We start from the raw sequence: 26,510 nt of genomic DNA on the forward strand, positions 1-26,510 counted from the left end.
CCCGCCCCTACCCCCTTTCCCCCCCCCCCCGGCCCGGGTCGGGCGCGCCGGCCCACCCGCCCGCCTACGGCCCGCGCCGGCAGCCCGGTGCCCGGCGGCAGGCTGCCCTGCAGGATCAGCCGCCGCAGTTCGGCGAGGATCTCCTGCTGGGAGTAGCCGCGCCGGGGGTCGGCGGGCGGCGTCAGCTCGGGCAGCCGGGGAAGTCGCGATCGTGAGGGCACCCCGGTACGGTAGCGGCCCGCGTGCCGGTCGTGGCGGGCGCGAGCGGCGGGAGGTGTCGAAAGGATCACGATCCATTCAATTCTCGGCTCGCGCGTGTCGTTTGCCGCTGAATTGCCCGACCTCGCTAGCATTCTCGTCATGAAAAGGTGGGGTGCTATGGAAAGTAAGCGAATCGTTCGTGTTATTTCTCCACTGCTGGCCGCCGGCGGAGTGACGTTCGGTCTATCGCTGGCCTTCCTGAACGGCCCGGCCGCGGTGGGCCACGACGCAGGCTCCAAGTCTCCGGACAGTCAGACCGTGCAGGGCGAGCTGCGGCTGGCGAGCGGCTCCGAGGGCACGGCTCCGCAGTCGGTCTCCCCGGGCCGGGCCGCCGCGCCTCCGCCCGCGTACGCACCGGCGCCGCCCGCGGCCGCCGCGCCCGCGCCGGGTGCCGCGCCCGCCCCCGCTCCGGTGGTCCCGCCGCCGCCCGCGGTCGGTTCCGGTATGGGCCCCGGCGGCCTGTACCCGGGCGTGACGACCCCGGCCCCCGTCCCGCTCCCGCCCGCCACCGCGCCGGGTGGTCCGGGCGTGGCCCCGGCCCCGTCCATGAACGGCAAGGGCGACGGCCCCGACACCGGCCACATCGGCACCAACTAGCCGCCGGGTTACCCTCGGCGGTGTGGCCCGACTGCTGATCATTCATCACACGCCGTCCCCGCACATGCAGGAGATGTTCGAGGCGGTGGTGGCGGGCGCGACCGATCCGGAGATCGAGGGCGTCGAGGTGGTGCGCCGCGCCGCGCTGGAGGTGACGGCGAGCGATGTGCTGGCCGCCGATGGTTATCTGCTGGGCACGCCCGCCAATCTCGGCTATATGTCCGGCGCGCTGAAACACGCCTTCGACACCTTCTACTACCCGTGCCTGGACTCCACCCGGGCCCGGCCCTACGGCTGCTATATCCACGGCAATCAGGGCACCGAGGGGGCGCACAAGAGCATCGACACCGTGACCACCGGGCTCGGGTGGGAGCAGGCCGCGGCCCCGGTGATCGTGATGGGCTCGCCGACGAAGGAAGATCGCGAACGCTGCTGGGAGCTGGGGGCCACCGTGGCCGCCGGGTTGATGTCCTGACGGCTCCCGGCCCCCGATTTCTGGTGGCTGACCCGAACAGCTCCGCCCCGGCATACTCGACACGAGTACGTTCCGGTGCCTGGTTGATTTGCGCGCGGGTCGGTCACCGGGCGAGGTGTTCGGGATTCTGGGAAGAGGTGAGAGGGCCGTGGACGCGACATCACAGGGGGCACCCGATCAGCCGGGAGTATCGCCGCCACGCCGCAGAATAGGTCTCGTCGAGGACCACGAGTCCGTGGCGCTCGGCCTGGCCTCCATGCTGGCCTCCGAACCCGACCTCGAGCTCGTGCTCGCCGCCGGGACGGTGGCCGAATTGCTTTCCGCGGGACCGCAATTGGATCTGGTGGTATTGGATCTGCGGCTGGCCGACGGATCCACCCCGCAGGACAACGTGCGGGCGCTGCGCAGCCAGGGGCTGGAGGTGCTGGTGTTCACCGGGGCCGACAATCCGTTCCTGGTGCGCTCGGCGGCGCGGGCCGGTGTGCTGGGCGTGGTGCGCAAGTCCGAGGACGTGCAGACCGTGGTGTCGGCGGTGCGCGCGGCGGCCTCCGGCGAACAGGTGGTGACCACCGACTGGGCCGCGGCCATCGACGGTGACCCGCAACTGCCGGATGTCGGGCTCAGCCCGCGTCAGCAGGAGGTGCTCACGCTGTACGCGTCCGGGGAGAAGGCGTCGCGGGTGGCGCGCATGACCGGACTGTCCGAACAGACCGTCAACGACTATCTGGGCCGCATCCGTCAGAAGTACGCCGACGCCGGGCGGCCCGCGCCGACCAAGACAGACCTGTACAAGCGTGCGGTCGAGGACGGCTGGCTGCCCGTGCCCGAACGTCACCCCCGGGCATGACTGCTGCCAGCACGTTGGACGCGCCGATCGTCCGGACGGGACCGCTGGTGCGGACCGGAGCGTGGTGGCGCGGACATGCGGTGAGCGAGGACACGGGGGCGGTGGCGTTCGATCGGATCATCCGGCGGCTCGGCCTGTCCATGGGGATCGGCGGGATGATCATGGGCCTGGTCGACCTGCCCGAGATCATCGCCCAGAGCCGGGTCGCGCCCGCGTGGTGGGCGCCGGTGGCCGGGCTGCTGGTCTTCGCCGGGTTCCCGGTGCTGACGGCGGTGTCGATCCGGCGCGAGCCCAGGGTGATTCGCGCGGTGGCCGGCGCCACGGCGCTCGGCTACCTGGCGGCGCTGGCCACGCTGCCGTTCGCCCTGCACACCCACAGCGTCGACGCGCCCTCGGTGTGGCTGTACCGGATGCTGCCGCTGGGCATGCTGACCGCCGCGCTGGCGTGGCCGCTGCTGCTGGCGGCCGGATATCTGGTGCTGGGGTCGGTGGCGGTGGCGCTGACCGATATCTACCTCGTCGACGATTTCACGACGATGTCGGCGCTGAGCGCCTTCGCCCGCGCGTTCGGGCTGTCGACGCTGCTGCTGTGGTGCGTGGTCAGCGCGCTCGGGGCCGCCGCCCGGGTGGACCGGGAGTCGGCGCGGGCCAGCCGTCAGGCGGCGTCGTCGGCCGCGTCGGCCGCCCGCGATCACGAGCGTGCCCGGTTCGCGGCGCTCATCCACGACGCCGTGCTGTCCACCCTGCTCGACGCCTCGCGCGGTAACGAGCGCTCGGCGGTGCTGCACCGGCAGGCCGAGCACACCCTGGAGCAGCTCGACGAGATCCGGGTCGCCGCCCGCGAACCCGATGTGCTCGACGCCCGGGCCGCGGTGATCTTCCTCCGCTCGGCGGTGCACGAGATCAATCCCGCCATCCGCTTCGCGACCCGGACCTGGCCCGGCTTCGACGACCTGCGCATGCCGGTGCACGCCGCCACCACCGTGGCCTCGGCCCTGGGGGAGGCGGTCCGTAACAGCCTGCGCCATGCCGCGGTGGCCGGGCGGCCGGTGCACCGCGCCGTCACCTGCACCATCAGCGCGGGCAGTATCCGGCTGGTGTTCACCGACGACGGTGCGGGATTCGACGTGCGGCGGGTGCCCGCCGACCGGCTGGGCATCTCGGTGAGCATTCTCGGGCGGATGCGGCAGCTGTCCGGGGGCGCCGGATTCGTGGAATCACAACCGGGGGAGGGAACGACCGTGACGCTCGTGTGGGGCGGCGATGGTTCGAATTGACCTGCGGGACAACGATATCGACGCAGGGTTCGGATTGCGGGAGCTGCTCGGGTTGCGCGGCGGCACGGCCTGGCTGTTCCTGCTGATCCTGGAACTGACGATCGTGCTGTACATGCTGCGCAACCTGTCCGCGTCGCCGGTGTGGGCGGTGGGGCTCGCGCTCGTGGTGCAGGTGGTCGCCGGTGCGCTGGCGCTGGTGGTGGCCACCGATCCGCTGCCGTGGCCGGTGACCGGATTCATCGTGGCCGCCGGGCCCGTGGCCACCGCGCTGACCGTGTGGCACCTCGACTCCGAGCAGGCCGGGCACATGGTGTGGACGACGTTCGTCACCTCCTATGTGATGGCGGTGCTGGTGCTGCGCGGCCGGATGGGGGCGGCCTGGGTCGGGGTGGCGGGGGTGGTGGCGGTCGATGCGATGGCCGCCCTGCGCATCGGCACCGCGGACGGGGCGATCTCCGCCGCGCTGGTGCCGGTAGGCACGGTCACCGCCATCTCGGTGTTCGCGGTGATCATCCGCCCGACCCAGCGCTCGCTGCGAATTCTGCGGGAGGAGGCCACGATTCGCGCCGCCGCGGAGGCGACCATGGCCGCCGCCGACGGCGAGCGGATCCGGCAGCTGGCCCGGCTGGACCGGGTGGCGCGGCCGATCCTCGAGCGCATCGCCGACGGCGCCGAACTCACCGTGGCCGAGCGCGAGGAATGCCGCCTGCTCGAGGCCGAACTGCGCGACGGCCTGCGCGCGCCGCAACTGATGAGCGAGGAACTCAGCGGTGCCGCCCGGGGCGCCCGCGCGCGCGGAGTCGAGGTGGTACTGCTCGACGACGGCGGCTTCGCCGCCGCCCCCCAGTGGGTTCGCCAGCGCGTGATCGACGCGGCGACAAGGGAATTGGACGCCGCCAACGCAGGCTCGGTAACGGTCCGCGTACTCCCCCTGGGCCGCCGCATCCTGGCCACGGTCCTGGCGAACGCCCCCGACCACGACCGCCGCACAGAAATCGACACCGACGGAAACGTCTCGGTCTCAACCTAACCCGCTCACCCCGGCCCCACTCCCGGCGCGCTCTCGCACCCCGGCACTCTTCCGGTCCCGCATCCCCCGGCGCGTCCGCCCCTTATTCCCGGCGCGTCCCCCTCGTCTTCCCGGCGTGGTCTTCCCGGCGTGCTCCACCCTCTATTCCCGGCGTGCTCCAGCCCCCATTCCCGGCGTGCTTTTGGCCGGGATCAGTCGTCGCAGCGGCCCGGGCCGCCCTTGCGCATCTGGTCGCGCAGGGCGTCTTGGACCGTGCTGGACAGCCAGGAGTTCAGCGACATTCCGCTCTGCGCGGCCGCCTGTTCGGCGCGGGACTTGATCTGGTCGACCATGCGGAGGGTCACCCGGCTGATATCGCCGGTCAGTTCCTCGAAGCTCGGCCGGTCGTCGTCTCGTTCGTTGTGCCGGACGTCGACGCGGGCGTCGGTGCCGTCCACCGAGACATGCACGGTGCGGTCGCCGAGCGTTTCGCTGATCTCGGCGGCCAGGTCGGACAGCGCCGCCAGCAGCGTCAGCCGCGCGGCGTTCTCGGTGGCCGCGGCCAGCGCGGCGGCGGTGGCCTGCGTCTTCTCGTCGCCGAGCGCGGCGGCCGCCACGAGGTCCTCGCGCAGCTGCGCGGTGTACTTGTTCAAATCCATGACATCAGCATGACATCATTAATGACATCACGCTAGCAGCAATATGATGCCATGGTTGCTGTCGCGATGCGGGATCGGCCGAATCCGGCCGGGAGGGAGCCGGAGGCGGCGCAAACATGCGGAGCCGACCGGGTAGCCTTGCTGACCATGACGAACGGTGAACCGACGCGAACAGAGCTGCGCGCGTCCGGCACGGTCGGTGTCGCGATGGTGACCCCCTTTACTGCCGAGGGCAAGCTCGATGTCGATGCCGGCGTCGCCCTGGCCAATCGCCTGGTCGACCGGGGTGTCGACCTGCTCGCGATCTCCGGGACCACCGGCGAATCGCCGACCACCACCGAGTCGGAGAAGTTCGATCTGCTGCACGCCGTCGTCGACAGCGTCGGCGACCGCGCGACCGTGATCGCGGGCGCCGGCACCTATGACACCGCACACAGCATCGAACTGGCCCGCAACGCCCAGCGCGCCGGTGCGCACGGTTTGCTGCTCGTGACCCCCTACTACTCCCGTCCGGCGCAGGAGGGCCTGCTGGCCCACTTCACCGCCGTCGCCGATGCCACCGATCTGCCGGTGACGCTCTACGACATTCCGCCGCGCTCGGTGGTGCCGATCCTGCCCGAGACGATCCGCCGCCTCGCCGAACATCCGCGCATCGTCGCGGTCAAGGACGCCAAGGGCGACCTGGGCGTCGGCGCGGAACTGATCGCCGAGACCGGGCTGGAGTGGTACTCCGGTGACGATGTGCTGAATCTGCCGTGGCTGTCGGTCGGCGCGGCCGGATTCATCAGCGTCATCGGGCATCTCGTCCCGGAACGGCTGGTGGCGATGCGGGAGGCATACCTCGCCGGGGATGTGGCCGGCGCCCGCCAGATCCACGTGAGCATGCTGCCGCTGATGCGGGCGATGGCCCGGGTGGGCGGCGTGGCCATGACCAAGGCCGGACTGCGCCTGATGGGCATCGAGGTGGGTGAGCCGCGGCTGCCGCAGCTGATGCCCGACGGAGAGTTGCTGCTCGCGATCGCCGCGGATCTGGAGGCGGCGGGGGTATACGCATGAATGCGACGGAACCAAGCGTCAGCGAGGTGCGATCGTGAGTGATGAGCAACAGCGCCGTCCGCGCCGCCGGGCCGCCGCACGCCCGGCCGGAGCCCCGGCGCCCGCGCCGGAACCGGTGAAGTCCGCTTCTGCCCCGGTGCAGTCGGAGCCGCAGGCAGCCCGGTCGGAGCCGGTGCAGCCGGAACCGCAGGCGCGACCCGATTCGGTGACGCAGGAGGCCAAGGCCGCCGCGCGGGAGGAGCAGCAGCTGGCCAGGGCCGCCGAACAGGATTTGCGGGCGGCGGAAAAGCCTGCGGCACAGGCCGTTTCGACAGGTTCCGGCCGGTCCGACCGACCGGACCGGCAGCGCCGCGGCCGTGGCCGCCAGAGCGGACGCGGACGCGCCGAGCAGGTCCGCGGCCGTGTCGAGCAGAACGCTCCGGCCGAGCCGCCGCAGCCCGCCGGGTCGCATCCGCTGGGCCTGCCCGCCGCACTGCCGCGCCAGGGGCTGCGGGTGTTCGCGCTGGGCGGCATCGGCGAGATCGGCCGCAACATGACCGTTTTCGAATTCGACGGCAAGCTGCTGATCGTCGACTGCGGCGTGCTGTTCCCGGAGGACCAGCAGCCCGGCGTCGACCTGATCCTGCCCGACTTCCGTCCGATCGAGGACCGGATGGACGACGTGGCGGCCGTGGTCCTCACCCACGGTCACGAGGATCACATCGGCGCGGTGCCGTTCCTGCTGCGCCAGCGTCCCGACATTCCGGTCGTCGGTTCGAAGTTCACCCTGGCGCTGGTCGCCGCGAAATGCCGCGAGCATCGGCTGCAGCCGAAGCTGATCGAGGTCAGCGAGGGCGAGAAGACCACGCACGGCCCGTTCGAGTGCGAGTACTTCGCGGTCAACCACTCGATTCCGGATGCCATCGCGGTGGCCGTGCGCACCCCGGCCGGGCTGATCCTGCACACCGGCGATATCAAGCTCGACCAGCTGCCGCTCGACGGCCGCCTCACCGACCTGGCCGGTTTCTCCCGGCTCGGCGACGAGGGCGTGGACCTGTTCCTGGTCGACTCCACCAATGCCGAGGTCCCGGGCTTCGTCACGCCCGAGCGCGAGATCGGCCCGGTGCTCGACAACGTCATCGGCAAGGCCAAGGGCCGGGTGATCGTCGCCTCGTTCGCCAGTCACGTGCATCGCATTCAGCAGGTGGTGGACGTCGCGCAGCGCTACGACCGGCGGGTGTGCTTCGTCGGCCGGTCCATGGTGCGCAATATGCAGATCGCGCAGGATCTCGGCTACCTCGAGCTCCCCGACGGGATCGTGGTGGATCTCGACCAGGCGGCCAACCTGCCGGTGCACAAGCTGGTGCTGATCTCGACCGGATCGCAGGGCGAGCCGCTGTCGGCGCTGTCGCGGATGGCGCGCGGCGACCACCGCCAGATCAACATCCGCGCCGACGATCTCGTGGTGCTGGCGTCCTCGCTCATCCCGGGTAACGAGAACGCCGTGTTCGCGGTGGTCAACGGGCTGGCGCGGCTGGGCGCGACGGTGGTCACCCAGCAGAACGCGAAGGTGCACGTCTCCGGGCACGCCTCGGCCGGTGAGCTGCTGTATCTGTACAACGCGGTGCGGCCGACCAACGCCATGCCCGTGCACGGCGAATGGCGGCATCTGCGCGCCAACGCCGCGCTCGCCGTCGCCACCGGTGTGCCCGAGGACCGGGTGATGCTGGCCGAGAACGGCGTCGTGGTGGATCTGGTGGACGGCATCGCCTCGATCGTGGGCCGCGTCCCGGTCGGGCAGGTGTACGTGGACGGGCTCTCCGTCGGTGACGTGGGCGAATCCACGCTGTCGGATCGCCTGGTGCTGGGTGAGGGCGGGTTCATCGCCATCACCGTCGCCGTCGACGAGACCACGGGGAAGGCCGTCAGCGCGCCCGAGGTCAGCGGGCGCGGGTTCTCCGACGATCCCGGCGCGCTGGTCGAGGCGCAACAGCTGGTGGAGGCCGAATTGCAGCGCCTGGCCGGGGAGGGCGTCACCGACACCCACCGGATCGCGCAGAGCGTGCGGCGCGTGGTCGGCCGCTGGGTCGCCGACACCTACCGCCGCCGCCCGATGATCGTGCCGACCGTGCTGGGCGTCTGAAGTTCGCCCGGCGACGCATGGTCACGAGTCCAGTAGGCTCGTGATCATGAGTATGGCCCAACGGGAACGGCGGGCGCTGGTCGTGACCATGACCGCGGCGGGCCCGGACGCGCCGACCCTGTGCGGTACCTGGACGGTCCGGGACCTGGCCGCGCATCTGGTGGTGCGCGAGCGGCGGCCCGACGCCGCGCCCGGCATTCTGCTGAAACCCCTGGCCGGATACCTGGATTCGATTCAGTCGCGGGTCGCGCGGCGGCCGTTCACCGACCTGCTGGAGCAGATCCGCACCGGCCCGCCGCGGTGGTCGCCGCTGTATCCGGTGGATGCGGTGGTCAATCTCACGGAGATGTTCGTCCACCACGAGGACGTGCGCCGCGGCGAACCCGGCTGGGAGCCACGGACATTGAGCGAGGCCGACGAGGCGAAGCTGTGGAACGCGGTGCGCCGCATGGCCCGCATGGCCTACCGCAAGTCCCCGGTGACCGTCGTCCTGACCACCCCGCGGGGCGACCGCGTCACCGCCCACAACACCGGCGGCGACGCGGTGATCCTGACCGCCCCACCCTCCGAACTCCTCCTACACGCCTTCGGCCGCAACGAAGTCCGCCTCGAGGCCACCGGCCCCGACGACGACATCAAGGCAGTCTTCGCCACCGACCGCAGCGTCTGAGGATTCCGGCCAAAAGCATGCCGGAAATTCAGTTGATCACGCCGTATCCTCCTGTTTTCCCAGGCACGGCCCTCCTGTTTTGCCAGGCACGGCCCTCCCGTTTTGCCAGGTATGGTCCTCCCGTTTTGCCAGGCGTGGTCCTTCTGCATTCCCGGCATGGCCCTCCTACATTCCGGCATGTTTTTGGCCGGGATCTGCGTGGCGCGCTGAATGTCTTGCGATCTGCGGGCGCCTGTTGCGGATCGCGGCGCCTGCGCTCCCCGGTGAGCATCTGCCCAGTTCGGGGTGCCGTTTTGTAGGGTCGGGCAGGGACCGGCGGCGCCTTCTCGGCCGGTCACGGCGCTTTTGCGCCGGGATGTGATGTCGGTGGGATGGGTGTTGCGGATGGTCTGGATGGGGCGATTGCGGTTAGCCTGATGACCATGGCAGGTAAGTCCCGGGGCACCACGACGGCACGTTCGCGGGCGGGGACGGGGCGGGGGACGTCGTCGGGATCGGCCCGGGGACGCGCTCAGCCACGGTCTCGTACGACCGGTTCGCGCGCGAAATCGACGCCGCGCGGGCGTTCGGCCCCTGCTCGCCGCCCGGCCCGGGCCCGGTCCAATACCGCCCCGCTGGCCGTGCTGGGCCGCGGCATCAGCGGCGGCTGGTCGATGCTCGCGCGCAGCGTGGGCGCCACCACGCGCGCGGTGAGCCGCGCCGGGGAGATCGAGCACGGGCATCGGCGCGACGGAATCGCCCTGGTGCTCATCGCCTTCAGCGTGATCATCGCCGCGGCCGTGTGGCTGTCGGCGGGCGGCCCGATCGGGCACGCCGTCGACACCGCGATCCGCTGGATCACCGGATCCGCCTCCGCCGCGCTGCCGTTCGTGGCCACCCTCGTCGCGGTGATCCTGATGCGCACCGAGGCGCGCCCGGAGATCCGGCCGCGCCTGGTGCTGGGCGGACTCCTGGTCGGGTTGCCCGCCCTGGGCCTGTGGCATATCGCCGCCGGTGCGCCCACCGATTCGCACGGCCGCGCGCACGCGGCCGGATTCGCCGGATACGTGGTCGGCGGGCCGCTGCGGGACGGGCTGACCGGCTGGCTGGCCGTGCCGCTGCTGTTGATCGCGATGATCTTCGGGGTGCTGCTGCTGACCGGCACCACGGTGCGCGAGGTGCCGAATCGGTTGCGGGAGCTGTTCGGCACCGGAACCGGCGACGAATACGACTCCTACGACGGCCGATACGGGCTCTACGACCCGGAAAACTATGACGCCGACGGCTTTCCGGTGCACAAGGGCAGGTCCAAGCGGCGCGGCAAGACGCCCGAGGAGAACTACCCGACCGACGAATTCGGCGGCTCCGACGCCGTCACCGAGGTCATCGGGGAGCCGCCGCTGCGCGACGCCAAGGAGATCGCGGCCGACGGCGCCGCCGCGGCCGAGAAGCCCGCGCCGAAAGCGAAACCCAAGAAGGCGCCCAAGGTCGTCGACCAGACCCCCGAGCCCCCCGCGCAACAGCAGCTGGAATTCGTCGAACGCGAGGTCGAGGGCGACTATCAGCTGCCGCCGATGAGCCTGCTCGTCGACGGCGACCCGCCCAAACGCCGCAGCGCCGCCAACGAATCGATGATCGAGGCGATCACCGAGGTGCTGGTGCAGTTCAAGATCGACGCCGCGGTGACCGGATTCGTGCGCGGGCCGACGGTCACCCGCTACGAGGTGGAACTCGGGCCCGGCGTGAAGGTCGAGAAGATCACCGCCCTGACCCGCAATATCGCGTATGCCGTTGCGACGGAGAACGTCCGGCTGCTGGCGCCGATCCCGGGCAAGTCCGCGGTGGGCATCGAGGTGCCCAACTCCGACCGCGAACTGGTGCGCCTGGCCGACGTGCTCAAGGCGCCGTCGACGCGAAACGACCACCACCCCTTGGTGATCGGGCTCGGCAAGAACATCGAGGGCGAATTCCTCGCCGCCAACCTGGCGAAGATGCCGCACCTGCTGGTCGCCGGTTCCACCGGTTCGGGTAAGTCGAGCTTCGTCAACTCGATGCTGGTCTCGCTGCTGCAGCGGGCGACGCCGGATGAGGTGCGGATGATCCTCATCGACCCGAAGATGGTGGAACTCACTCCGTACGAAGGCATTCCGCACCTGATCACCCCCATCATCACCCAGCCGAAGAAGGCCGCCGCCGCGCTGGCCTGGCTGGTGGAGGAGATGGAGCAGCGCTATCAGGACATGCAGGCCAGCAAGGTCCGCCACATCGACGACTTCAACAAGAAGGTGAAGTCGGGGCAGATCACCACGCCGCTGGGCAGCGAGCGCGTCTACCGGCCGTATCCGTACATCCTGGCGATCGTCGACGAGCTGGCCGACCTGATGATGACCGCGCCGCGCGACGTCGAGGACGCGATCGTGCGCATCACCCAGAAGGCCCGCGCCGCGGGCATTCACCTGGTGCTGGCGACGCAGCGGCCGTCGGTGGACGTGGTCACGGGCCTCATCAAGACCAACGTGCCGTCCCGATTGGCCTTCGCCACATCGTCTTTGACCGATTCGCGGGTCATCCTCGACCAGCCGGGCGCGGAGAAGCTGATCGGCATGGGCGACGGGCTGTTCCTGCCGATGGGCGCGAACAAGCCGACCCGTCTGCAGGGCGCGTTCATCTCCGACGAGGAGATCCACGGCGTCGTCGAGTTCACCAAGAACCAGGCCGAGCCGGAGTACCAGGAGGGCGTCACCGCCGCCAAGGCGGGCGAGAAGAAGGACGTCGACCCCGACATCGGCGACGACCTGGACCTGTTCGTGCAGGCCGTGGAGCTGGTGGTGACCTCGCAGTTCGGCTCCACCTCGATGCTGCAGCGCAAGTTGCGCGTCGGCTTCGCCAAGGCGGGCCGCCTGATGGACCTCATGGAGACCCGCGGCGTGGTCGGCCCCAGCGAGGGTTCCAAGGCCCGCGACGTGCTGATCAAACCCGACGAGCTGGAAGGGTTGCTGTACACGATCCGCGGCGGGGGAGACCCGGAACCGGAGCCGGGCGCGGACGAATAGCGGCCTCCTTCCACCCTTGCATGCATACCGCTATCGATATGTATCGTCGCGAGAAGGCACACCGAACACCCGCGCGGCAAGGAGTTGGACGTCTTGGAGGAGGTACTGCGGCCGCTCATCGTCTTCGGCGGCACACTGGCGGTCACCGTGTCGGCCGGGCTGCTGGTCGACCGGCTGCTGCGCTACAGCGCGAACAAGCATCCGGCGACCCGGCTGTTCACGCTGCTGCGCCGGATACAGACGCCGCTGCAGATTCTGCTGGCGACGGCCGGGTTGCAGATCACCTATCCCTTGGCGCACCTGAACCTGCGCCAGGACGCCGTGATCCGCAACATCCTGGCCACGATGGCGATCATGGCCGCCGCCTGGCTCACCATGCGCGCCGTCGACGCCGTCGCGGAGAACACGCTCGAGAAGTACTCCCGCCGCGCCGCCGATATCGCGCGCGTGCGGCGGTTGCGAACCCAGCTCACGCTGGTCCGCCGGATCGTGACCGGGATCTTGGCGGTGACCACCGCGGCCGTGGCGATGCTGCTGCTGTTCCCGAATCTGCGCACGCTCGGCACCTCGCTGCTGGCGTCGGCCGGTGTCATCGGCATCATCGCCGGTGTGGCGGCGCAGTCCACGCTCGGCAATCTGATGGCGGGGCTGCAGATCGCCTTCGGTGATTCGGTGAAGATCGGCGACACCGTCGTGGTCGAGGGCGAGTGGGGCACCGTCGAGGAGATCACGCTGTCGTTCCTCACCGTGCGCATCTGGGACGACCGCCGCCTGACCATGCCCGTCTCGTACTTCAACAGCAAGCCCTACGAGAACTGGTCGCGGGGCGGGCCGCAGATCACCGGCACCGTCTTCCTGTACCTCGACCACAGCACGCCGATCCCCGAACTGCGCGAACACCTGCACGAGTATCTGCGCCGACGCGACGATTGGGACGGCCGCGACTGGAACCTGCTGGTCACCGACAGCACACCCACCAGCATCGTGGTCCGGGCGTCCATGTCGGCCCGCAACGCCGACGACGTGTGGACCCTGCGCTGCGCGGTCCGCGAGGAGCTGCTGGGCTGGGTGTCGGTGCACCACCCGTACGCGCTGCCCAAGATCCCGACCGTGCAGGCGGCGCCGGCGCCGGCGATGGCGGAGTGAGTGGCGCATCGGTGACATCCGGCCGGGGTTTCATCGCCGCATAACCTCCCGGACATATCGGTCGCGCATGCTTGCGCCTTCCGAACGGATCGAGAGTTGGGCATACGCATGGAACTGCTGGAAGTGGTCGCGAACATCTTCACCACGGCGATGGGTGCCCTCAGCGGCAGCGCCGCCTGATCGCCCGGGACCGGCCCTGTTTGGGCCGGTCCGAGCCGGGTAGTGCGCACAGGTAGCCGAGGAAAGGAGCGACCTGTGTCCGCACGACTCGACGGCACGCATGTTCTGATCGTCACCTCCGGTGCCGGTGTCGAACACGACGAGCTGGTGCAGCCGCGAGACCGGCTGCGCGAACGCGGCGCCCGGGTGACGCACGCGGCGCCCAAGGGTGAGGCGGTGCACACCTATCGGCACGACCTGGAACCCGCCGAGACGGTGCGGCCCGACGCGGCCCTCGACGCCGTGCATCCGGACGACGTCGATGTGCTGGTCGTGCCGGGCGGCACCGTCAATGCCGACAATCTCCGGACCGACGACCGCGCCCGGGAGCTGGTGGGCGCGCTGAGCGCCGCCGGGAAGCCCATCGCCGCGATCTGTCACGGCCCCTGGCTGCTGGTCGACGCCGAGGTGGTGCGCGGCATGACGCTGACGTCCTATCCGTCGCTGCGCACGGACATCGTGAACGCCGGGGGCACCTGGGTGGACGAGCCGGTGGTGCGCTCGGTGCGCGACGGATTCGCGCTGATCACCTCGCGCAACCCGGGTGACCTGCCCGATTTCATCGACGCCATCACCGCCGAGAAGTCCGGCTGAGGCCCCACACCGGCCATGGCCGATTCCCGCGAGAGGATGCGCTCACCAATCGTCTTCTGGCACCATGAATTTCGCGGTAGTTACGAGCTGGTTCACCGATTGGGAAAAGAGCACTCCATGATTCTCGCGGCTGTTCACGACACGATCCTGGCCCAGGTCGGTAACCCGACTCCCGAAACCCCTCCCGCCGCCGACAAGTTGATGAAGCTGGTGCGGTACTTCACCTGGTTCGTGCTGCTCGCCGGTGTCCTGGGCATCACCTACGCCGGTGGCCTGTTCGCGTGGGAGAAGTGGACCGGCGGCGGCTCCCGGGCGCCGAAGATGGTGGCGGGCGCCATGATCGGCGGCGTCATCGCCACCAGCGCCGGAACCATCATGAACGCCGTGATCGGCTGAGTTTCCCCTCGACTACCAGCACGCACGGATCCGGATATCAGTAGGGGAGCGGCTCGTTCGCGCGGGCCCAGGCCCTCTCGGCCTCGGTGCCGGGGCCCGGCGGGAACAGTCCGGCGATCATCCACAGGTCCCGAGGCGACTCGTAGGTGTGGAATTCCCAGTGCAGCCCGCGATCTCGGGTATAGGGCTCCATGATCGAGTTGAGCCGCTCGGTCGATCGTCGGCGCATGTCCGGATCGTCCAGGTGCCGGGCGAGGTGTTCGACGACGATTCGCACGGTATCGCTCGCCGGGCGCCCGCCGACGAAGAACGCCGACTCCTCGACCTCGGTGAACAGCACCACGACGTAGAACTCCGGCAGGCCGAAACTGCTGTACAGCTCGGTGATGTCCGCCGCGAAATCCTGTTTGTCCTTGTCGGAGTAGGTGTTTGCGGGATGATAGACGTGCCACAGCGGCATCGGTATGTCCTCTCGATGTGAAAAGCGTTGCGTCGCGGCGTCAGCGGCCGAGCGGAATGGTGAGGCCCTCGACGGGGCCGGACAGGGCCGCCTTCACCTGCCTGGTCGCCTCGTCGACCAGGACCTCGGGCTCGCCTCGCTCCACGCCGTCGAATACCGCGGCGGCCACCTGTTTCGGATCGATCTTGTCCACCGCGAGCCGCGCGACCATATCGGTGTCGGCGAACGCGAGATGGACCCCGACCACCTGGGTGTGCTGGGCGGCCAGCTCCAGCCGGAGCGAATTGGTGAGCGACCAGAACGCCGCCTTGGACGCGCCGTAGGCCGCCGCTCCCGCGCCCCACGACAGCACCGAGTGGATATCGACCAGCGCGCCGCCGCCGTTCGCGGCCAGGATCGGCGCGAACGCCTGGGCGATGCGCAGCTGGCCGAAGACGTTGGTGTCGAAAGTGGTTATGACATCGGCCATTTCGGCCTTCAGTAGCGGGGCCGGAAGTAGCACACCGGCGTTGTTGACGACGATCCGGACATCCTGCGCCCGCGCCGCCGCGGCCGCGACGGAGTCGGGGTCGGTGACATCCAGGGCGATCGTTTCGATCCGGCCGTCCGTATCGGGTTCCGGTTGCCGGGCGGTCGCATAGACCTTGGTGGCGCCGCGGCGCAGGAGTTCGTCGACGAATGCGCGTCCGAGTCCGCGCCGGCCGCCGGTCACGAGGGCGACCGTTCCTTCAATTGTGGTCATTTTTAGATTATGATCATCATCTATACGGATGCGCAAGACTGTATGCGCCGAGCGCGTCATCGAGGGCGGGCGGCGACGGAAAGGAGAGCACGTGCCCAGAGCATCGCGGGCGCAGGCGGAATCACACCGCAGGGAGGTCATCGAGGCGGCCGCCGCGCAGGTGCGCGAGCGCGGTGCCCACGCGGTGACCGTGCCCGAGGTGATGGCCGCCGCCGGACTCACCCACGGCGGTTTCTACCGGCACTTCGGCTCCAAGGAGGAGCTGCTGGTGCACGCCTGCGCGGCCGCCTACGCCGAGAAGATCGGGGAGATGGACCGGATTCGCGCGGACAGCGCGGACGGGCCGACGGCGCGCCGCGTGTTCATCGAGCGATATCTCTCGACCACCCACCGCGATGCGGCCGGACAGGGGTGCGGTATCGCCGCCACGGCCGCCGACGTCGCGCGCGCCGAGCCCCGGGGCCCGCTCCGCGAGGTCTACCTCGACGGCATCCGCACCATGCTCGACAGACTGTCCGATTTCGACGAACGCCCAGAACCCGACGTCCTGGTCGAACTGTCCACCATGGCAGGCGCCCTGATCCTGGCCCGCGCCACCGCCGACAACGACCTCTCGACCCGAATCCTCGACGCCGCCAAACGATCCCTCCTCACCGACTGACCCCCGCCGCCAGCCGCGTTCGGGTGGGTCAGGGCTGGTAGGACCAGGCGGAGATTGATCGGGGGGTGATGCTGATGATCGGTCCCTGGGGTGAATTGTGTTGGTATTGGGGGTATTTGGTGGTGAGCCAGCGGAGGGGCGCGGCGCGGTCGGGGGTGGCGGTGAGGATGCGGGCGGTGCCGTCGAGGCGGACCCACCACAGCCGGGTCCAGTCCTCGTCGTAGGCGTCGGCCAGGATGGAGACCCGGGGGTCGGCCTCGATATTGCGTAACCGCCGCAGATTGGTGGTGGTCTTCGGCTTGTGATCGATCGCGATCACCACCTCCGTCGACTCCGGCGCCATGGCGAAGGTGACCGGGACCAGATGCGGCTGCCCCGCCTCGCTGACCGTGGCGAGCCGCGCCACCCGAGCCCCGCGAAACCGCCCCAGCGCCTCCTCGTCACCCAACCGCACCATCCCAGGTTAGGCCCCGGGCGCCGCATGTCCGCTACCGCACCATCCCGTCACGCGGCTCGGCTGGATCCGCTGAGCCGGTCCACGGGCGGGTCGCCCGGACGCTACGTGGCCCGCGCGGGGTGTCGGCGTTGACACCGGACTCGGCGTCGAGCTGCGCGGGCCGGACAGTAGGTTCCCTCGGCGAGATTCGAACTCGCACTGGCCGGTACCTAAAACCGGTGCCTCTTCCGATTGGGCTACGAGGGAGCGGACGGCGGGACTCGCGGGGTATGAGAAAGGGCCGCCCCGTGGCGTATTGCCCGAGAGCGGCCCTGGTGCGGGTCCGTGGGTACAGACCCTCAGGGACCGCTGCGGACGTTCGTCCAGCGGAGGCCGGATACCGGAAGTAGCGCGAACCGCCGGGCGCCACGGAGCCCGCGCCGCTGGTCGATCTGCCCGATCATCGCTGTCTCCTTCCGGTCGGTCCGAATTTTCGTATTTCGACGGTAGCACCGCGAATTGCGCTGGGAAACTGAATATTCCGCGGCGGCGTCGAAGGGGCATTACCCCAGCTCAACGGTCACGCCGGTTTGCGCGCCTGCAGCGTGAAGGTGAACGGCACCCGTTCCCGATGCTCGACGAGCCGCCATTCGCCGTCGTCGCCGCGCTCCATGCCCTCGGGCAGGACCGGCCACGGCGCGCTGTCGTGTTCCTCGAGGCCGGTGAGGGTCAGGCCCGCCGCGAGTACCGCCGTCGCGATCTCCCCGATGCCGTGACTCCACTGGTGGGTCACGGTCCGGGTCAGCGCGCCGTCGGTGTCGACGTAGGTCGCGGTGTCCTCGCACACCTGGGGTTCGGCGGTCTCGAAGTACGGGTAGCCGATCGCCAGGCGCGGGAACTGCCGCTCGTCGAGCGCCTGCGCCAACGGGTGACCGTCGCGCAGGAACAGCCGTCCGCCCGGCCGCAGCAGCGCGGCGACCGTCCGCGCCCAGCGCGCGATATCCGGCAGCCAGCACAGCGCACCGATTCCGGTGTACACCAGGTCGAAACGCGCCGGACCCAGCGCGGCGACCGCGTCGTACACGTCGGCCTCGACGACATCGATTGCGGCGTCGCACTGTTCGGCCAACTCCCGGGCATGCCCCACCGAGGCGGGGGAGAAGTCGAGTCCGGTCATCGCGGCCCCGAGGCGGGACAGCGAGATCGTGTCGGTCCCGAGATGGCACTGCAGGTGCACCCCGCGCAGCCCGCGGATGTCACCCAGCCGCGGCAGGTCGAACCGCACCACGCCGCTGAGGAACGACGGATCGCCGCGGAACCGGTCGAGCGCGTAGTCGGGCGAGGCCGCATGCAGCGGCGCGCGGTCGTCCCAGTTGCCGCGGTTGAGGGTGAGGTAATCGGTCACGGTGAGCGACTGTCGCACGCCGTCACTCGCGGCCGCCAGCAAATATCGGGCGCGGCCTATCCGGCGAACGCGCCCATCACCGGGAGCCACTCCACGAACCGCTTGGCGTCGATCAGCCCCTGCCGGGCGAACGGATCCTCGGCCAGCAGCTTCTCCATGGCCTCGGCATCGTCGGCGCGGAACAGCAGCAGCGCGCCGGAACCGTCGGGGTACGGGCCGGTGGTGAGCACGACACCGCGGTCGACCAGGCCGGACAGCCACGCCCGATGCTCGGGCCGGTACTCGTCGCGCCCCGCCGCGGTGGCCTCGGAGTAGGTGTAGTGGACGGCGAAGATCGGCACGGGGACTCCCTCGGTGTCTACAGGGTCAACAGCATTCGAGTATTGCCGAGGGTATTGGGCTTGACGTAGCTGAGGTCGAGGAACTCCGCCACACCGGTGTCGTAGGAGCGGCACATCTCCGCGAACACCTCCGCCGTCACCGGGGTGCCGTCGATCTCCGCGAACCCGTGCCGCTCGAAGAAATCGACCTCGAAGGTGAGCACGAACAGCCGCCCCAGCTCCAGCTCGCGCGCGGTCTCGATCAGCCTGTCGACGATGAGCCGCCCGATGCCACGGCCCTTGACACCCGGATGCACCGCCACCGTGCGCACCTCGCCCAGATCGGCCCACAGCACATGCAGGGCGCCGCAGCCGACCACGCGGCCCTCCACCTCCGCCACCCAGAACTCCTGCACCGCCTCGTACAGCGTCACCAGGTTCTTCTCCAGCAGGATCTTGCCGGCGTAGGCGTCGACGAGCGATTTGATGGCGGGCACGTCCGAGGTCCGGGCACGGCGCACGACCGGGGAGCCCGCGTGCGCGCCGCCGATCGAATCACTGTGGGGTGCCCGTGTTGTCATGGGGTGCACAGTAGTCGGCGGGGTTACCGATAGTCTGGTGGAGTGCCGCACTCCCAGCCCGTCCCCACGCCCCGCCCGACCGGGGTTCGGGGCTGGGCGGAGACCGGGTGGGGGTGCCGGTGAGCGTGCAGAGCGACGATATGGACCACGCCTGGGTGGAGACCGGCCGGGCCCGGGCGAATCTGGTGCCCGCCGCGGCCCGCGCCGTGGAGCCCTCGGCGGTGCCGCTGATGAACATCGCCAACATCCTGACCGTGGCCCGGATCCTCATCGTGCCGCTGTTCCTGCTGGCGCTGTTCGCCGCGGGCGGGCACGAGACGGGCTGGCGGATCGCCGCCGCCGCCCTGTTCGGGGTCGCGGCGATCACCGACCGCATCGACGGGCAACTGGCCCGCAAATACGGCCTGGTCACCGACTTCGGCAAGCTCGCCGACCCGATCGCCGACAAGGCGCTGATCGGATCGGCGCTGATCGGGCTGTCGATGCTGGGCGATCTGGCGTGGTGGATCACGCTGGTGATCTGCGCCCGCGAGATCGGGGTGACGCTGCTGCGGCTGGCGGTGGTGCGGCGCGGGGTGATCCCGGCAGGTCGCGGCGGCAAACTGAAGACGCTGGTGCAGTCGCTGGCCATCGCGGTGATGGTGCTGCCGCTGTCCGGCGCGTTCGAGACCGCGGGCCTGCTGCTGATGTACGCGGCGGTGGCGCTGACGGTGATCACGGGCCTCGATTACGTGGTGCAGGCGGCGCGGCTGCGGTTCGGTCCGGTCCGGCGGCAGTGACGGATCCGCTCGCCGCGGCCGTTCCCGCCGCCGATCTCGTGCGAATACTGAAGCAGGGCAAGCTGACCGTGGCGACCGCGGAATCGCTGACTGCGGGCCTGCTCGCGGCGACCATCGCGGGCGTGCCCGGCGCCAGCTCGGTGCTGCGCGGTGGCCTGATCGTCTATGCCACCGACCTCAAGCACACCCTCGCCGGGGTGAGCGAACACACACTGACCGCCGACGGTCCCGTCGCCGCGAGCACCGCCGAACAGCTGGCGGTCGGTGCCCGGACGGTCTGCGCGGCGGACTGGGGGCTGGGATTGACCGGGGTCGCCGGGCCCGAACCGCAGGACGGGCGCCCGGTCGGCACGGTATTCCTCGGGCTGGCGGGACCGGAGGGAACCGAGGTGTTGCGGTTGAAACTGTCCGGCGACCGGTGGACGATCAGGATGGATGCGGTGCGTGCGGCCGTCGGTGAGCTCGTTCGCAGCCTGGGGCCGCCGACGTCCGGGAACCAACCGGGTGGCGTATGACGTTGACACTGCAGACGCTCGGTCCGGCGAGGAAGAGAACGTAGAGGAGAACGAGATGACGCTGCTGCGAGAGGCCATCGGGGAAAGTCTGCGGCGTGCTCGGATCGCCCAGAGCCGGACCCTGCGCGAGGTGTCGACCTCGGCGCGGGTGAGTCTCGGATATCTGTCGGAGGTGGAGCGCGGCCGCAAGGAGGCCTCCAGCGAACTGCTGGCCGCGATCTGCCAGGCCCTGGACCTGCCGCTGTCGCAGGTGCTGTTCGACGTGAGCGCGGCGATGGCCGACGCCGACGGGGTGGCCGCCGTACCCGCCCCGCCCGCGGCGCCGGTCGCCGCCCCGGCGGAGGCGCCGGTCGCGAGCGTGTCGGCCGTTCCGCTGGGCACCATCGCCGAAGACACCCGGATCGTCATTCCGGCCCCCAGGGCGGAGAAACTGGTACTGGTACAGGCGAAGTAATCCGGTTGTTGCCGGCGTCGAGAGCAATCGGCGCCGGCAACGCTGTACGACGGAGCGGAAACGGATAGATTCTCTATAGGCGTCGGTACCGGCGGGTTCGCCCATATCGGTGCCGGACGGTGGAGGATAGGGACAAACGGGGTGCGTGACGGTCGCGCACTACAGTCGCGTTGGAGCGCGGCGCATCAGATGGAGGCGGGATCAATCGATGGCTAATCCGTTCGTCAAGGCCTGGAAGTACCTCATGGCCCTCTTCGACTCGAAGATCGAGGAGCACGCGGATCCGAAGGTCCAGATTCAGCAGGCTATCGAGGAAGCCCAGCGCCAGCATCAGGCCCTGTCGCAGCAGGCGGCGTCCGTCATCGGCAACCAGCGCCAGCTGGAGATGAAGCTCAACCGCCAGCTCGACGAGGTGGAGAAGCTCAACGCCAACGCCCGGCAGGCGGTCATGCTGGCCGACCAGGCGCAGGCGGCCGGTGATTCGGAGAAGGCGATCCAGTACACCAACGCCGCCGAGGCGTTCGCCGCGCAGCTGGTCACCGCCGAGCAGTCCATCGAGGACCTCAAGGTGCTGCACGACCAGTCGCTGCAGGCCGCCGCCCAGGCCAAGAAGGCGGTCGAGCAGAACGCGATGACGCTGCAGCAGAAGGTGGCCGAGCGCACCAAGCTGCTGTCCCAGCTCGAGCAGGCCAAGATGCAGGAGCAGGTGTCGGCGTCGCTGCAGTCGATGGACTCCACCCTGTCCGCGCCCGGCAGCACGCCGAGCCTGGACGCGGTGCGGGAGAAGATCGAGCGCCGCTACGCCAACGCGCTCGGCGCCGCCGAACTCGCGGGCAACTCGGTGCAGGGCCGCATGATGGAGGTCCAGCAGGCCAGCGTGCAGATGGCGGGCCACAACCGGCTGGAGCAGATCCGCGCGTCCATGCGCGGCGACTCCCTGCCCGCCGGTGAGGCCGCGCCGCAGGCCGTCCCCAACCCGGCCGCGCAGCAGCCGCAGATCGATAAGGGCCAGACCGCGCAGCAGTAGCGGTCACCTGCTGGAAAGGTACTGGTGTGATGGGCAGATCGCGGGCCCGCAACGAGCCCGCGCTCGGCCGTGCCCGTCTTCGCCGCAGGCCCCGCGAGGCGCAACCGAGTCCCGGGCCGGAGGTCCCGCCACCGGCCCGGCAGGCGTCAGCGGGCGGGCCCGGGTCTTCCACGCTTCGCGCCGAGCCGCCGACGTCCGCCGAGACCGTCCCTACGACGGGCGAGTCCGCGTCCCCGTCTACCCAGGGCACTTCGGTCGAGTCCGTAGTGCTCGGTGAGGCCGGGGCCGATTCGCCGTCGCGGGGCGGACCGCCAGGTTCCGGCGCGATGTCGCGTCCTCCACGCAGTTCCGTAGGACGCACGAGCAGGCGGGATCGAACCGTAGTGGAGCGCGATCGCGCCTCGGGTTCGGAATGGAAGTCGTTGTTCCCCTCGGTGTTTCGGCGTTCGTCGGGGGAAGTGGAACGCGGTGCCTCGGCATCGGATGTGGCTGCGGACAACTCGTCGGCGGCGGCTGGATTCACAGCCCGGGGGAGCGAATCGCCTGCGGGACAACAGGATTACACGGCCGTACTGCGAGATATGCCGCAGCCCTACAGTTTTCATGCCCCGCCCGGGCCTGGCCCGGTGAACGCGGTGGACGGCTCCGCACCGGGCACCGCCGATCGTCTCGGCTGCCCGCCCGCGGAGACCGGCGGCCCGGAGCAGGCCCCGCCGTATCGCCCGCCCGAGCCCCCCGGCGCCCGAGCCGACCACCAGAAGTCGACCCCCACCGGACGTGGGGCAGCAGCTGGGCGTGGGGCAGCAGCCGGACGTGACAGTGCGGCTGGGCGTGGTGGTGCGGCTGGGCGTGATGGTGCGGCTGGGTATCGCAGTGGATCTGGTAGCGCCTCCGGTCGTGGCACGGCCGGTGGGCGTGGTGATGCCGCCACCGGACGTGGGGCGGCGGCTGGACCTCGCAGCACCGCCGAGCCTGGACCTCGCGGTGCCGCCGAGTCTGGACGTCGGGGTGCCGCCGAGTCTGGGCGTCGCGGTGCCGCCGAGCCTGGGCGTCGCAGCACCGCCGAGCTTGGGCGTCGCGGTGTCGCCGAGCCTGGACCTCGCGGTGCCGCCGAGCGTGATCTCGGGGCTGCGGGTGGGCGTGGGCCGTGGACGGGGCGGTTCGTGCGGGAGGTTTTGGCGCAGTCGGGGGTTGAGGACGAGCAGATCGATCAGGCGCGGCGGTTGCCGGATGCGTTGCGGGAGGTGGGGGAGAACGCGCTGCACACGGTGCGGAAGTGGGCCGACCCTCGGGAGCGCGAGCTGCGCCGGCGGCGGCGCGTGCGGCGGCGCAGCCTGCGGCTCGGGGCCGCGTCGGGGATCACCGCGCTGGGAACCGCCGGGCTGGTGGTCATCTCGGCGCCGGTGTGGGCCGTCATCGTCGTCGGCAGCGGCGCCGCGGCGCTGGTGACCGGCGCTGCCGTCACCACCCGGCGCTATATCGAGCTGCGGCGAAACCCATTGCCACCGGCCGCTTTCGTTCCTCGCAAGCTCCCGCCGATTCGATCGGCGGCACGGGCGCCCATCGCCCGACTGGTGCGTGCCGAGCGGGCCCTGCACGCGCTGACGCAGCAGATCGCGCGCGGGGGACGGCTTCCCGAGGAAGACCTGGCCGACACCATCGAAACCGCCGACTCCGGCGCCGCCGCGCTGCACGCGCTCGCCGCGGACGTGGCGGCCATGGAGAAGGCGGCCGGTGTTGTCGGACAGGTGAATTCGATCTCCGGCCCGGTGCTGGCCGACCACGTCCGCGCCGCGACATCCCGGCTCGAGACCGGAGTCGTCGAATACGAGGAACTGGTAGCCTCCGCGAGCCGCGTCCTCGCCGTCCCCGAAAGCCCCGCCCTCCCCGACAACCTGAGCTGGGCCATGGTCGAACTCCGCGACGCCGCCGACCGCCTGGACGGCTGGGCCCATGCCCTAACCGACCTATCCGACCACCCCTGACCCCCGACCCCCGCCGGTCGGCAGACAACCGCTTCCCGCACCCCTTGCCCGTCCCCGCACCCCTTGCAGGCTCGTGCAAGGGGTGCGAGAACGAACAAGGGGTGCGGGAACGGGAGCCTAAACCTCGGGGTCAGAGGGCGTTCTGGATTTGGGCGACGATCTGCTGCAGTGGGCCCGCGGCGTCTTTCTCGCCGGAGGCGGAGCTGCCGCTGCTGGTGATGGGCGCGGTGGCGTCCTTGTCGCCCGAGGCCGAGCTGCCGCTGCTGGTGATCGAGGTGAGTGGGGTGTCGGCGGTCGAGATGCCTGCCCCGACAAGGGATGCCAGGGCGGTGGAACCGAGGAGTGCGGCGACGGCAACCGCTTTCCGGCCTGTGCTGTTGTTCATGCGGGAACTTCCTGTGTCACTTGGGATGTGTGGTATGCCGCGGCGAATGACACAGTAGGCCGGTCGATTTCGAATCAGGGCGGTCGATACGGATCTTCCCGAGATTTCACCACCGCTCGCCGAGGTGCTCGGGAGACGGCACAACGAAATCCGTCTATACGACCCCGCAGTCCGCGGTGGGCGCCCGAACGACCGCGGCACCGGTGCGCGAGGTACCGACGGTGCAAACCGTGCTCGCGCACCGGTGCCTCAGATGCAGATACTGATGCTTACCGGACCGAGCGGTATGTTCAGGCAGATGGTGATCGGGCCGAGGACGGGGTGGGCGACGTGTGGCATGTCTTGGTCCTTCGAACGGCAACACGGGCAGTCGTCAACCACTGTTCGCCGAATCCGGAACGAGTGCAAGTGTGAACTGTCCGGTACGTCAACCACATTCGGCGCCCCGCCCACGACTCATCGGAGCTGCTCGATCACCTCGGCCATGGTGTTCAGCTGAGTCTCCGCGACGCTGAAGTAGCTGATGGAGTACGTGTCGCGGTAATGCCGCAGGGTGTCGGCGATGCTGCTGGGGGAACCGTGCAGCACGCCCGGCAGATAGCGTAGTTGCGCCTCGGACAGGTCCGGATTGAACCTGCGGGGCAGCGACAGATCGGTCTCGTGTCCCGGCACCTCGACCGCCTGCACCATCAATCCGACCTCGAGATCGTCGAAGCGCTCACCGGCGGCGGCGCGGACGAAATCGACGCGGCGGCCGAGTGCGGCGACACCGGATTCCTCGGAGTCGATATCGGCGACGCCGGGCACCCCGGCCAGCGAGACGATGTCGGCCTGTTGCGCCGCCGTCCGCACCAGGCGGTCGCCGAGCCCGGCCACCAGCACCGGAATCCGCCTGTCGACCGGCGGCTCATGCTCCTTCGCGAACAGGTCCCGGATCTCGGTGACGGTCTCGCTCAGGTAATCGATGCGCTGCCGCCCGCCGGGGAACGGCAGCCCGGCCGCCTCGAATTCGGGCTTGGCGAAATCCGGCCCGGCGCCGATGCCGAATTCCAACCGGCCGCCGGTGAGCAGGTCCGTGGTCGCGACATCGCGCGCCAGCAGAGCGGGGCGGTAGAAACCCGCATTCAGCACCATGGTGCCCACGCGCACGCGCTCGGTCGCCTCGGCGATGGTGACCAGCGTGGGAAACGGTGAGGTCATGCCCAGGTGGTCGGCGACTTGGACCACGTCGTAGCCGAGGTCCTCCGCCCGTCGCGCCTTGTCCCGCCATTCGGCGCGGGAACCGGCGCCGCCCAGACCCACGCTGAACCGGAAAGGACGCGGTGTCATATCTTTTCGATCTTCCACGTCTCGAGGCTACTCGCCGGTGGGTGCGCGCGCCGGGCCGATCGTGTGGTCCTCGTCTCGCCCCGAAAACGGCTACCGCCCTGCGTATTTCGCCGAGCGTTACGAATCCGCGAGGCCGGGCGGGAAGCCTCCGGTGGCGACGGGACCCCAGCGCTCGATGTCGATGCGCAACAGCGACTTGTTCTGCCGCGCCATGGCCGCGCGGTATTCGTCCCAGTCGGGATGCTCGCCGGAGATGCCGCGAAAGTACTCGACCAGGCCATCGAGCGCGGCGGGCATGTCCAGCACCTCGGCGCGCCCATCGACCTGCACGTAGGGCCCGTTCCAGTCGTCGGACAGGACGCAGATCGACACCTGCGGGTCGCGCCGCGCATTGCGGGTCTTGGCGCGTGCCGGATAGGTCGACACCACGATGCGGCCCTCGGGATCGACACCGCAGGTCACCGGCGACAGCTGCGGGCGGCCGTCGGCGCGGGTGGTCATCAGGATGCCGCGATGGCGGCCACGCAGGAATTCCAGCAGTTCGGCGCGTCCGACCGTGTCGGCGGTGGCGATGCGTGGCAAGGGATTTCCTCTCGTCATGAGCTTCGGCGGCGTCGTCCGGATGCTATGACCTGGAGTCGGCTCCAGGTCAAGTGTGGTGGTGTCTCGCCTCCGGGTAACCCCTGATCTTTCCCCGATATCCCACGTGACCTGGTGATTTTCCGGTCGGATCGCGTCAGTATGGAGGGGTCGGGTCGCGCTGACCGCGGTTCGGAAACCTTCGGGAGGAAGTGGACATGTTCTGGAAGATCCTGGGCGTCGTCGCGCTCGTGTGGCTGGCGCTGATCGTGGTCGGCGCGCTGGTCAAGGCGCTGTTCCCGATCCTGATGATCAGCGCCGTGGTGTTCGGGCTGTATCTGCTGTACAAGGCGGTGTCGGGGTCGAACAAGTCGACGGTGGGCAAGATGTAGACGTCCCTGTGCCAGGGAGATGCGGGGCCGGCCGGGGAGGGACCCCGCGGGCCCCCAAAGGGAGGGGGGAACCGGAGGGCCAGTTTAGCCGGGGGGGGTG

29 protein-coding genes, 1 tRNA gene and 1 pseudogene are annotated in these 26,510 nt (G+C 69.9%); 19 read left to right on the forward strand and 12 right to left on the reverse strand.

Features of this window, described 5'->3' with window-relative positions; all coding sequences use genetic code 11:
• Nucleotides 1-221 (reverse strand): annotated as a pseudogene (locus QH290_RS03090) (hypothetical protein); the annotation flags it as partial.
• A 157-nt stretch (nt 222-378) separates the two neighbouring features.
• Between QH290_RS03090 and QH290_RS03095 the strand changes: the two are divergent.
• The 5 genes from QH290_RS03095 (at nt 379) to QH290_RS03115 (ending at nt 4,487) form a co-directional block, all read left to right on the forward strand.
• A complete protein-coding gene (locus tag QH290_RS03095) occupies nt 379-858 on the forward strand; it encodes a hypothetical protein (RefSeq protein WP_280381895.1) in 480 nt (159 codons plus the stop codon).
• 22 nt (nt 859-880) lie between these two features.
• On the forward strand, nt 881-1,333 hold the full coding sequence (locus QH290_RS03100; protein WP_280381896.1) for a flavodoxin family protein: 453 nt from the start codon (nt 881-883) through the stop codon (nt 1,331-1,333).
• Nucleotides 1,334-1,481: 148 nt separating this feature from the next.
• Nucleotides 1,482-2,180: a LuxR C-terminal-related transcriptional regulator gene (locus tag QH290_RS03105; RefSeq protein WP_280269896.1), complete on the forward strand. Its 699-nt coding sequence runs from the start codon at nt 1,482-1,484 to the stop codon at nt 2,178-2,180.
• Nucleotides 2,177-3,457: a sensor histidine kinase gene (locus QH290_RS03110; protein WP_280381897.1), complete on the forward strand. Its 1,281-nt coding sequence runs from the start codon at nt 2,177-2,179 to the stop codon at nt 3,455-3,457. The genes QH290_RS03105 and QH290_RS03110 overlap by 4 nt, the downstream gene beginning before the upstream one ends.
• Nucleotides 3,444-4,487 carry a hypothetical protein gene (locus QH290_RS03115; RefSeq protein ID WP_280269894.1) on the forward strand — a complete coding sequence of 348 codons (1,044 nt, stop codon included), beginning with the start codon at nt 3,444-3,446 and terminating at the stop codon, nt 4,485-4,487. The genes QH290_RS03110 and QH290_RS03115 overlap by 14 nt, the downstream gene beginning before the upstream one ends.
• Before the next feature lie 191 nt (nt 4,488-4,678).
• Here QH290_RS03115 and QH290_RS03120 read toward each other — a convergent pair whose 3' ends face one another.
• Nucleotides 4,679-5,125, reverse strand: a complete 447-nt coding sequence (locus QH290_RS03120; RefSeq protein WP_280267813.1) for a hypothetical protein — start codon at nt 5,123-5,125, stop codon at nt 4,679-4,681.
• Between the two features lie 147 nt (nt 5,126-5,272).
• Here QH290_RS03120 and dapA point away from each other — a divergent pair, with 147 nt between their 5' ends.
• The 7 genes from dapA (at nt 5,273) to QH290_RS03155 (ending at nt 14,360) form a co-directional block, all read left to right on the forward strand.
• Nucleotides 5,273-6,181, forward strand: coding sequence for a 4-hydroxy-tetrahydrodipicolinate synthase (gene dapA, locus QH290_RS03125; protein ID WP_280267812.1), 909 nt, complete (start codon nt 5,273-5,275; stop codon nt 6,179-6,181).
• Between the two features lie 34 nt (nt 6,182-6,215).
• Nucleotides 6,216-8,303, forward strand: coding sequence for a ribonuclease J (locus QH290_RS03130; protein ID WP_280267811.1), 2,088 nt, complete (start codon nt 6,216-6,218; stop codon nt 8,301-8,303).
• Nucleotides 8,304-8,349: 46 nt separating this feature from the next.
• Complete coding sequence (locus tag QH290_RS03135) at nt 8,350-8,973, forward strand: TIGR03085 family metal-binding protein (protein WP_280267809.1); 624 nt, start codon at nt 8,350-8,352, stop codon at nt 8,971-8,973.
• Nucleotides 8,974-9,344: 371 nt separating this feature from the next.
• A complete protein-coding gene (locus QH290_RS03140; protein WP_425303546.1) occupies nt 9,345-12,005 on the forward strand; it encodes a DNA translocase FtsK in 2,661 nt (886 codons plus the stop codon).
• Between the two features lie 93 nt (nt 12,006-12,098).
• Nucleotides 12,099-13,151: a mechanosensitive ion channel family protein gene (locus tag QH290_RS03145; RefSeq protein WP_280267807.1), complete on the forward strand. Its 1,053-nt coding sequence runs from the start codon at nt 12,099-12,101 to the stop codon at nt 13,149-13,151.
• 255 nt (nt 13,152-13,406) lie between these two features.
• On the forward strand, nt 13,407-13,964 hold the full coding sequence (locus QH290_RS03150) for a type 1 glutamine amidotransferase domain-containing protein (RefSeq protein WP_280381900.1): 558 nt from the start codon (nt 13,407-13,409) through the stop codon (nt 13,962-13,964).
• A 117-nt stretch (nt 13,965-14,081) separates the two neighbouring features.
• A complete protein-coding gene (locus tag QH290_RS03155) occupies nt 14,082-14,360 on the forward strand; it encodes a hypothetical protein (RefSeq protein WP_068032201.1) in 279 nt (92 codons plus the stop codon).
• Between the two features lie 37 nt (nt 14,361-14,397).
• Here the strand turns inward: QH290_RS03155 and QH290_RS03160 are convergent, their stop codons facing one another.
• The gene (locus tag QH290_RS03160; RefSeq protein ID WP_280381901.1) at nt 14,398-14,820 is read right to left on the reverse strand and encodes a tautomerase family protein; all 423 of its coding nucleotides are present in this window, start codon (nt 14,818-14,820) and stop codon (nt 14,398-14,400) included.
• A gap of 40 nt (nt 14,821-14,860) precedes the next feature.
• Nucleotides 14,861-15,562 carry an SDR family oxidoreductase gene (locus tag QH290_RS03165; protein ID WP_280381902.1) on the reverse strand — a complete coding sequence of 234 codons (702 nt, stop codon included), beginning with the start codon at nt 15,560-15,562 and terminating at the stop codon, nt 14,861-14,863.
• Between the two features lie 91 nt (nt 15,563-15,653).
• Here QH290_RS03165 and QH290_RS03170 point away from each other — a divergent pair, with 91 nt between their 5' ends.
• Entirely contained in the window at nt 15,654-16,223 is a 570-nt protein-coding gene (locus tag QH290_RS03170) for a TetR/AcrR family transcriptional regulator (RefSeq protein ID WP_280267802.1), read from the forward strand.
• Nucleotides 16,224-16,251: 28 nt separating this feature from the next.
• On the opposite strand, the gene QH290_RS03175 is transcribed toward QH290_RS03170, so the two are convergent.
• The 5 genes from QH290_RS03175 to QH290_RS03195 all read right to left on the reverse strand — a co-directional run bounded on the left by QH290_RS03175 (nt 16,252) and on the right by QH290_RS03195 (nt 18,965).
• Nucleotides 16,252-16,671: a TIGR03668 family PPOX class F420-dependent oxidoreductase gene (locus QH290_RS03175; protein WP_280267818.1), complete on the reverse strand. Its 420-nt coding sequence runs from the start codon at nt 16,669-16,671 to the stop codon at nt 16,252-16,254.
• 181 nt (nt 16,672-16,852) lie between these two features.
• A tRNA-Leu gene (locus QH290_RS03180) sits at nt 16,853-16,926 on the reverse strand.
• 313 nt (nt 16,927-17,239) lie between these two features.
• Complete coding sequence (locus QH290_RS03185) at nt 17,240-18,064, reverse strand: class I SAM-dependent methyltransferase (protein WP_280381903.1); 825 nt, start codon at nt 18,062-18,064, stop codon at nt 17,240-17,242.
• 56 nt (nt 18,065-18,120) lie between these two features.
• A complete protein-coding gene (locus QH290_RS03190) occupies nt 18,121-18,405 on the reverse strand; it encodes a YciI family protein (RefSeq protein ID WP_280267800.1) in 285 nt (94 codons plus the stop codon).
• 17 nt (nt 18,406-18,422) lie between these two features.
• Nucleotides 18,423-18,965 (reverse strand): amino-acid N-acetyltransferase, encoded by a 543-nt coding sequence (locus QH290_RS03195; RefSeq protein ID WP_280267798.1) that lies wholly within the window; start codon nt 18,963-18,965, stop codon nt 18,423-18,425.
• A gap of 119 nt (nt 18,966-19,084) precedes the next feature.
• On the opposite strand from QH290_RS03195, the gene pgsA reads away from it, so the two are divergent.
• The 5 genes from pgsA (at nt 19,085) to pspM (ending at nt 23,725) form a co-directional block, all read left to right on the forward strand.
• Nucleotides 19,085-19,744, forward strand: a complete 660-nt coding sequence (gene pgsA / locus QH290_RS03200) for a CDP-diacylglycerol--glycerol-3-phosphate 3-phosphatidyltransferase (protein ID WP_425301811.1) — start codon at nt 19,085-19,087, stop codon at nt 19,742-19,744.
• Nucleotides 19,741-20,259, forward strand: a complete 519-nt coding sequence (locus QH290_RS03205; protein ID WP_425301810.1) for a CinA family protein — start codon at nt 19,741-19,743, stop codon at nt 20,257-20,259. The genes pgsA and QH290_RS03205 overlap by 4 nt, the downstream gene beginning before the upstream one ends.
• 55 nt (nt 20,260-20,314) lie before the next feature.
• A complete protein-coding gene (locus tag QH290_RS03210) occupies nt 20,315-20,713 on the forward strand; it encodes a helix-turn-helix domain-containing protein (protein ID WP_280267797.1) in 399 nt (132 codons plus the stop codon).
• A 208-nt stretch (nt 20,714-20,921) separates the two neighbouring features.
• Complete coding sequence (locus QH290_RS03215; RefSeq protein WP_280267796.1) at nt 20,922-21,740, forward strand: PspA/IM30 family protein; 819 nt, start codon at nt 20,922-20,924, stop codon at nt 21,738-21,740.
• A 1,163-nt stretch (nt 21,741-22,903) separates the two neighbouring features.
• The gene (pspM, locus tag QH290_RS03220; protein WP_280381904.1) at nt 22,904-23,725 is read left to right on the forward strand and encodes a phage shock envelope stress response protein PspM; all 822 of its coding nucleotides are present in this window, start codon (nt 22,904-22,906) and stop codon (nt 23,723-23,725) included.
• 130 nt (nt 23,726-23,855) lie between these two features.
• On the opposite strand, the gene QH290_RS03225 is transcribed toward pspM, so the two are convergent.
• From QH290_RS03225 to QH290_RS03235, 3 genes are all read right to left on the reverse strand, one after another.
• Nucleotides 23,856-24,110 (reverse strand): hypothetical protein, encoded by a 255-nt coding sequence (locus tag QH290_RS03225; protein WP_280381906.1) that lies wholly within the window; start codon nt 24,108-24,110, stop codon nt 23,856-23,858.
• 456 nt (nt 24,111-24,566) lie between these two features.
• Nucleotides 24,567-25,457 (reverse strand): TIGR03621 family F420-dependent LLM class oxidoreductase, encoded by an 891-nt coding sequence (locus QH290_RS03230; protein WP_342213264.1) that lies wholly within the window; start codon nt 25,455-25,457, stop codon nt 24,567-24,569.
• 99 nt (nt 25,458-25,556) lie between these two features.
• On the reverse strand, nt 25,557-26,039 hold the full coding sequence (locus QH290_RS03235) for a PPOX class F420-dependent oxidoreductase (protein WP_425301809.1): 483 nt from the start codon (nt 26,037-26,039) through the stop codon (nt 25,557-25,559).
• Nucleotides 26,040-26,236: 197 nt separating this feature from the next.
• Here QH290_RS03235 and QH290_RS03240 point away from each other — a divergent pair, with 197 nt between their 5' ends.
• Nucleotides 26,237-26,410, forward strand: a complete 174-nt coding sequence (locus tag QH290_RS03240) for a hypothetical protein (protein ID WP_280267791.1) — start codon at nt 26,237-26,239, stop codon at nt 26,408-26,410.
• The last annotated feature ends 100 nt before the right edge of the window (nt 26,411-26,510 follow it).

The sequence above is a fragment of the Nocardia wallacei genome (genome assembly GCF_029869545.1).
Lineage (GTDB): Bacteria > Actinomycetota > Actinomycetes > Mycobacteriales > Mycobacteriaceae > Nocardia > Nocardia wallacei_A.

What these genes read in the sequence shown, in the direction of transcription:
- QH290_RS03095 (WP_280381895.1), top strand. Translation starts at nt 379, where the DNA reads ATGGAAAGTAAGCGAATCGTTCGTGTTATTTCTCCACTGCTGGCCGCC.
- QH290_RS03110 (WP_280381897.1), top strand. Translation starts at nt 2,177, where the DNA reads ATGACTGCTGCCAGCACGTTGGACGCGCCGATCGTCCGGACGGGACCG.
- QH290_RS03115 (WP_280269894.1), top strand. Translation starts at nt 3,444, where the DNA reads ATGGTTCGAATTGACCTGCGGGACAACGATATCGACGCAGGGTTCGGA.
- QH290_RS03120 (WP_280267813.1), bottom strand. Translation starts at nt 5,125, where the DNA reads ATGGATTTGAACAAGTACACCGCGCAGCTGCGCGAGGACCTCGTGGCG.
- dapA (WP_280267812.1), top strand. Translation starts at nt 5,273, where the DNA reads ATGACGAACGGTGAACCGACGCGAACAGAGCTGCGCGCGTCCGGCACG.
- QH290_RS03135 (WP_280267809.1), top strand. Translation starts at nt 8,350, where the DNA reads ATGAGTATGGCCCAACGGGAACGGCGGGCGCTGGTCGTGACCATGACC.
- QH290_RS03140 (WP_425303546.1), top strand. Translation starts at nt 9,345, where the DNA reads ATGGGTGTTGCGGATGGTCTGGATGGGGCGATTGCGGTTAGCCTGATG.
- QH290_RS03155 (WP_068032201.1), top strand. Translation starts at nt 14,082, where the DNA reads ATGATTCTCGCGGCTGTTCACGACACGATCCTGGCCCAGGTCGGTAAC.
- QH290_RS03160 (WP_280381901.1), bottom strand. Translation starts at nt 14,820, where the DNA reads ATGCCGCTGTGGCACGTCTATCATCCCGCAAACACCTACTCCGACAAG.
- QH290_RS03165 (WP_280381902.1), bottom strand. Translation starts at nt 15,562, where the DNA reads ATGACCACAATTGAAGGAACGGTCGCCCTCGTGACCGGCGGCCGGCGC.
- QH290_RS03195 (WP_280267798.1), bottom strand. Translation starts at nt 18,965, where the DNA reads ATGACAACACGGGCACCCCACAGTGATTCGATCGGCGGCGCGCACGCG.
- QH290_RS03210 (WP_280267797.1), top strand. Translation starts at nt 20,315, where the DNA reads ATGACGCTGCTGCGAGAGGCCATCGGGGAAAGTCTGCGGCGTGCTCGG.
- QH290_RS03215 (WP_280267796.1), top strand. Translation starts at nt 20,922, where the DNA reads ATGGCTAATCCGTTCGTCAAGGCCTGGAAGTACCTCATGGCCCTCTTC.
- QH290_RS03225 (WP_280381906.1), bottom strand. Translation starts at nt 24,110, where the DNA reads ATGAACAACAGCACAGGCCGGAAAGCGGTTGCCGTCGCCGCACTCCTC.
- QH290_RS03235 (WP_425301809.1), bottom strand. Translation starts at nt 26,039, where the DNA reads ATGACGAGAGGAAATCCCTTGCCACGCATCGCCACCGCCGACACGGTC.
- QH290_RS03240 (WP_280267791.1), top strand. Translation starts at nt 26,237, where the DNA reads ATGTTCTGGAAGATCCTGGGCGTCGTCGCGCTCGTGTGGCTGGCGCTG.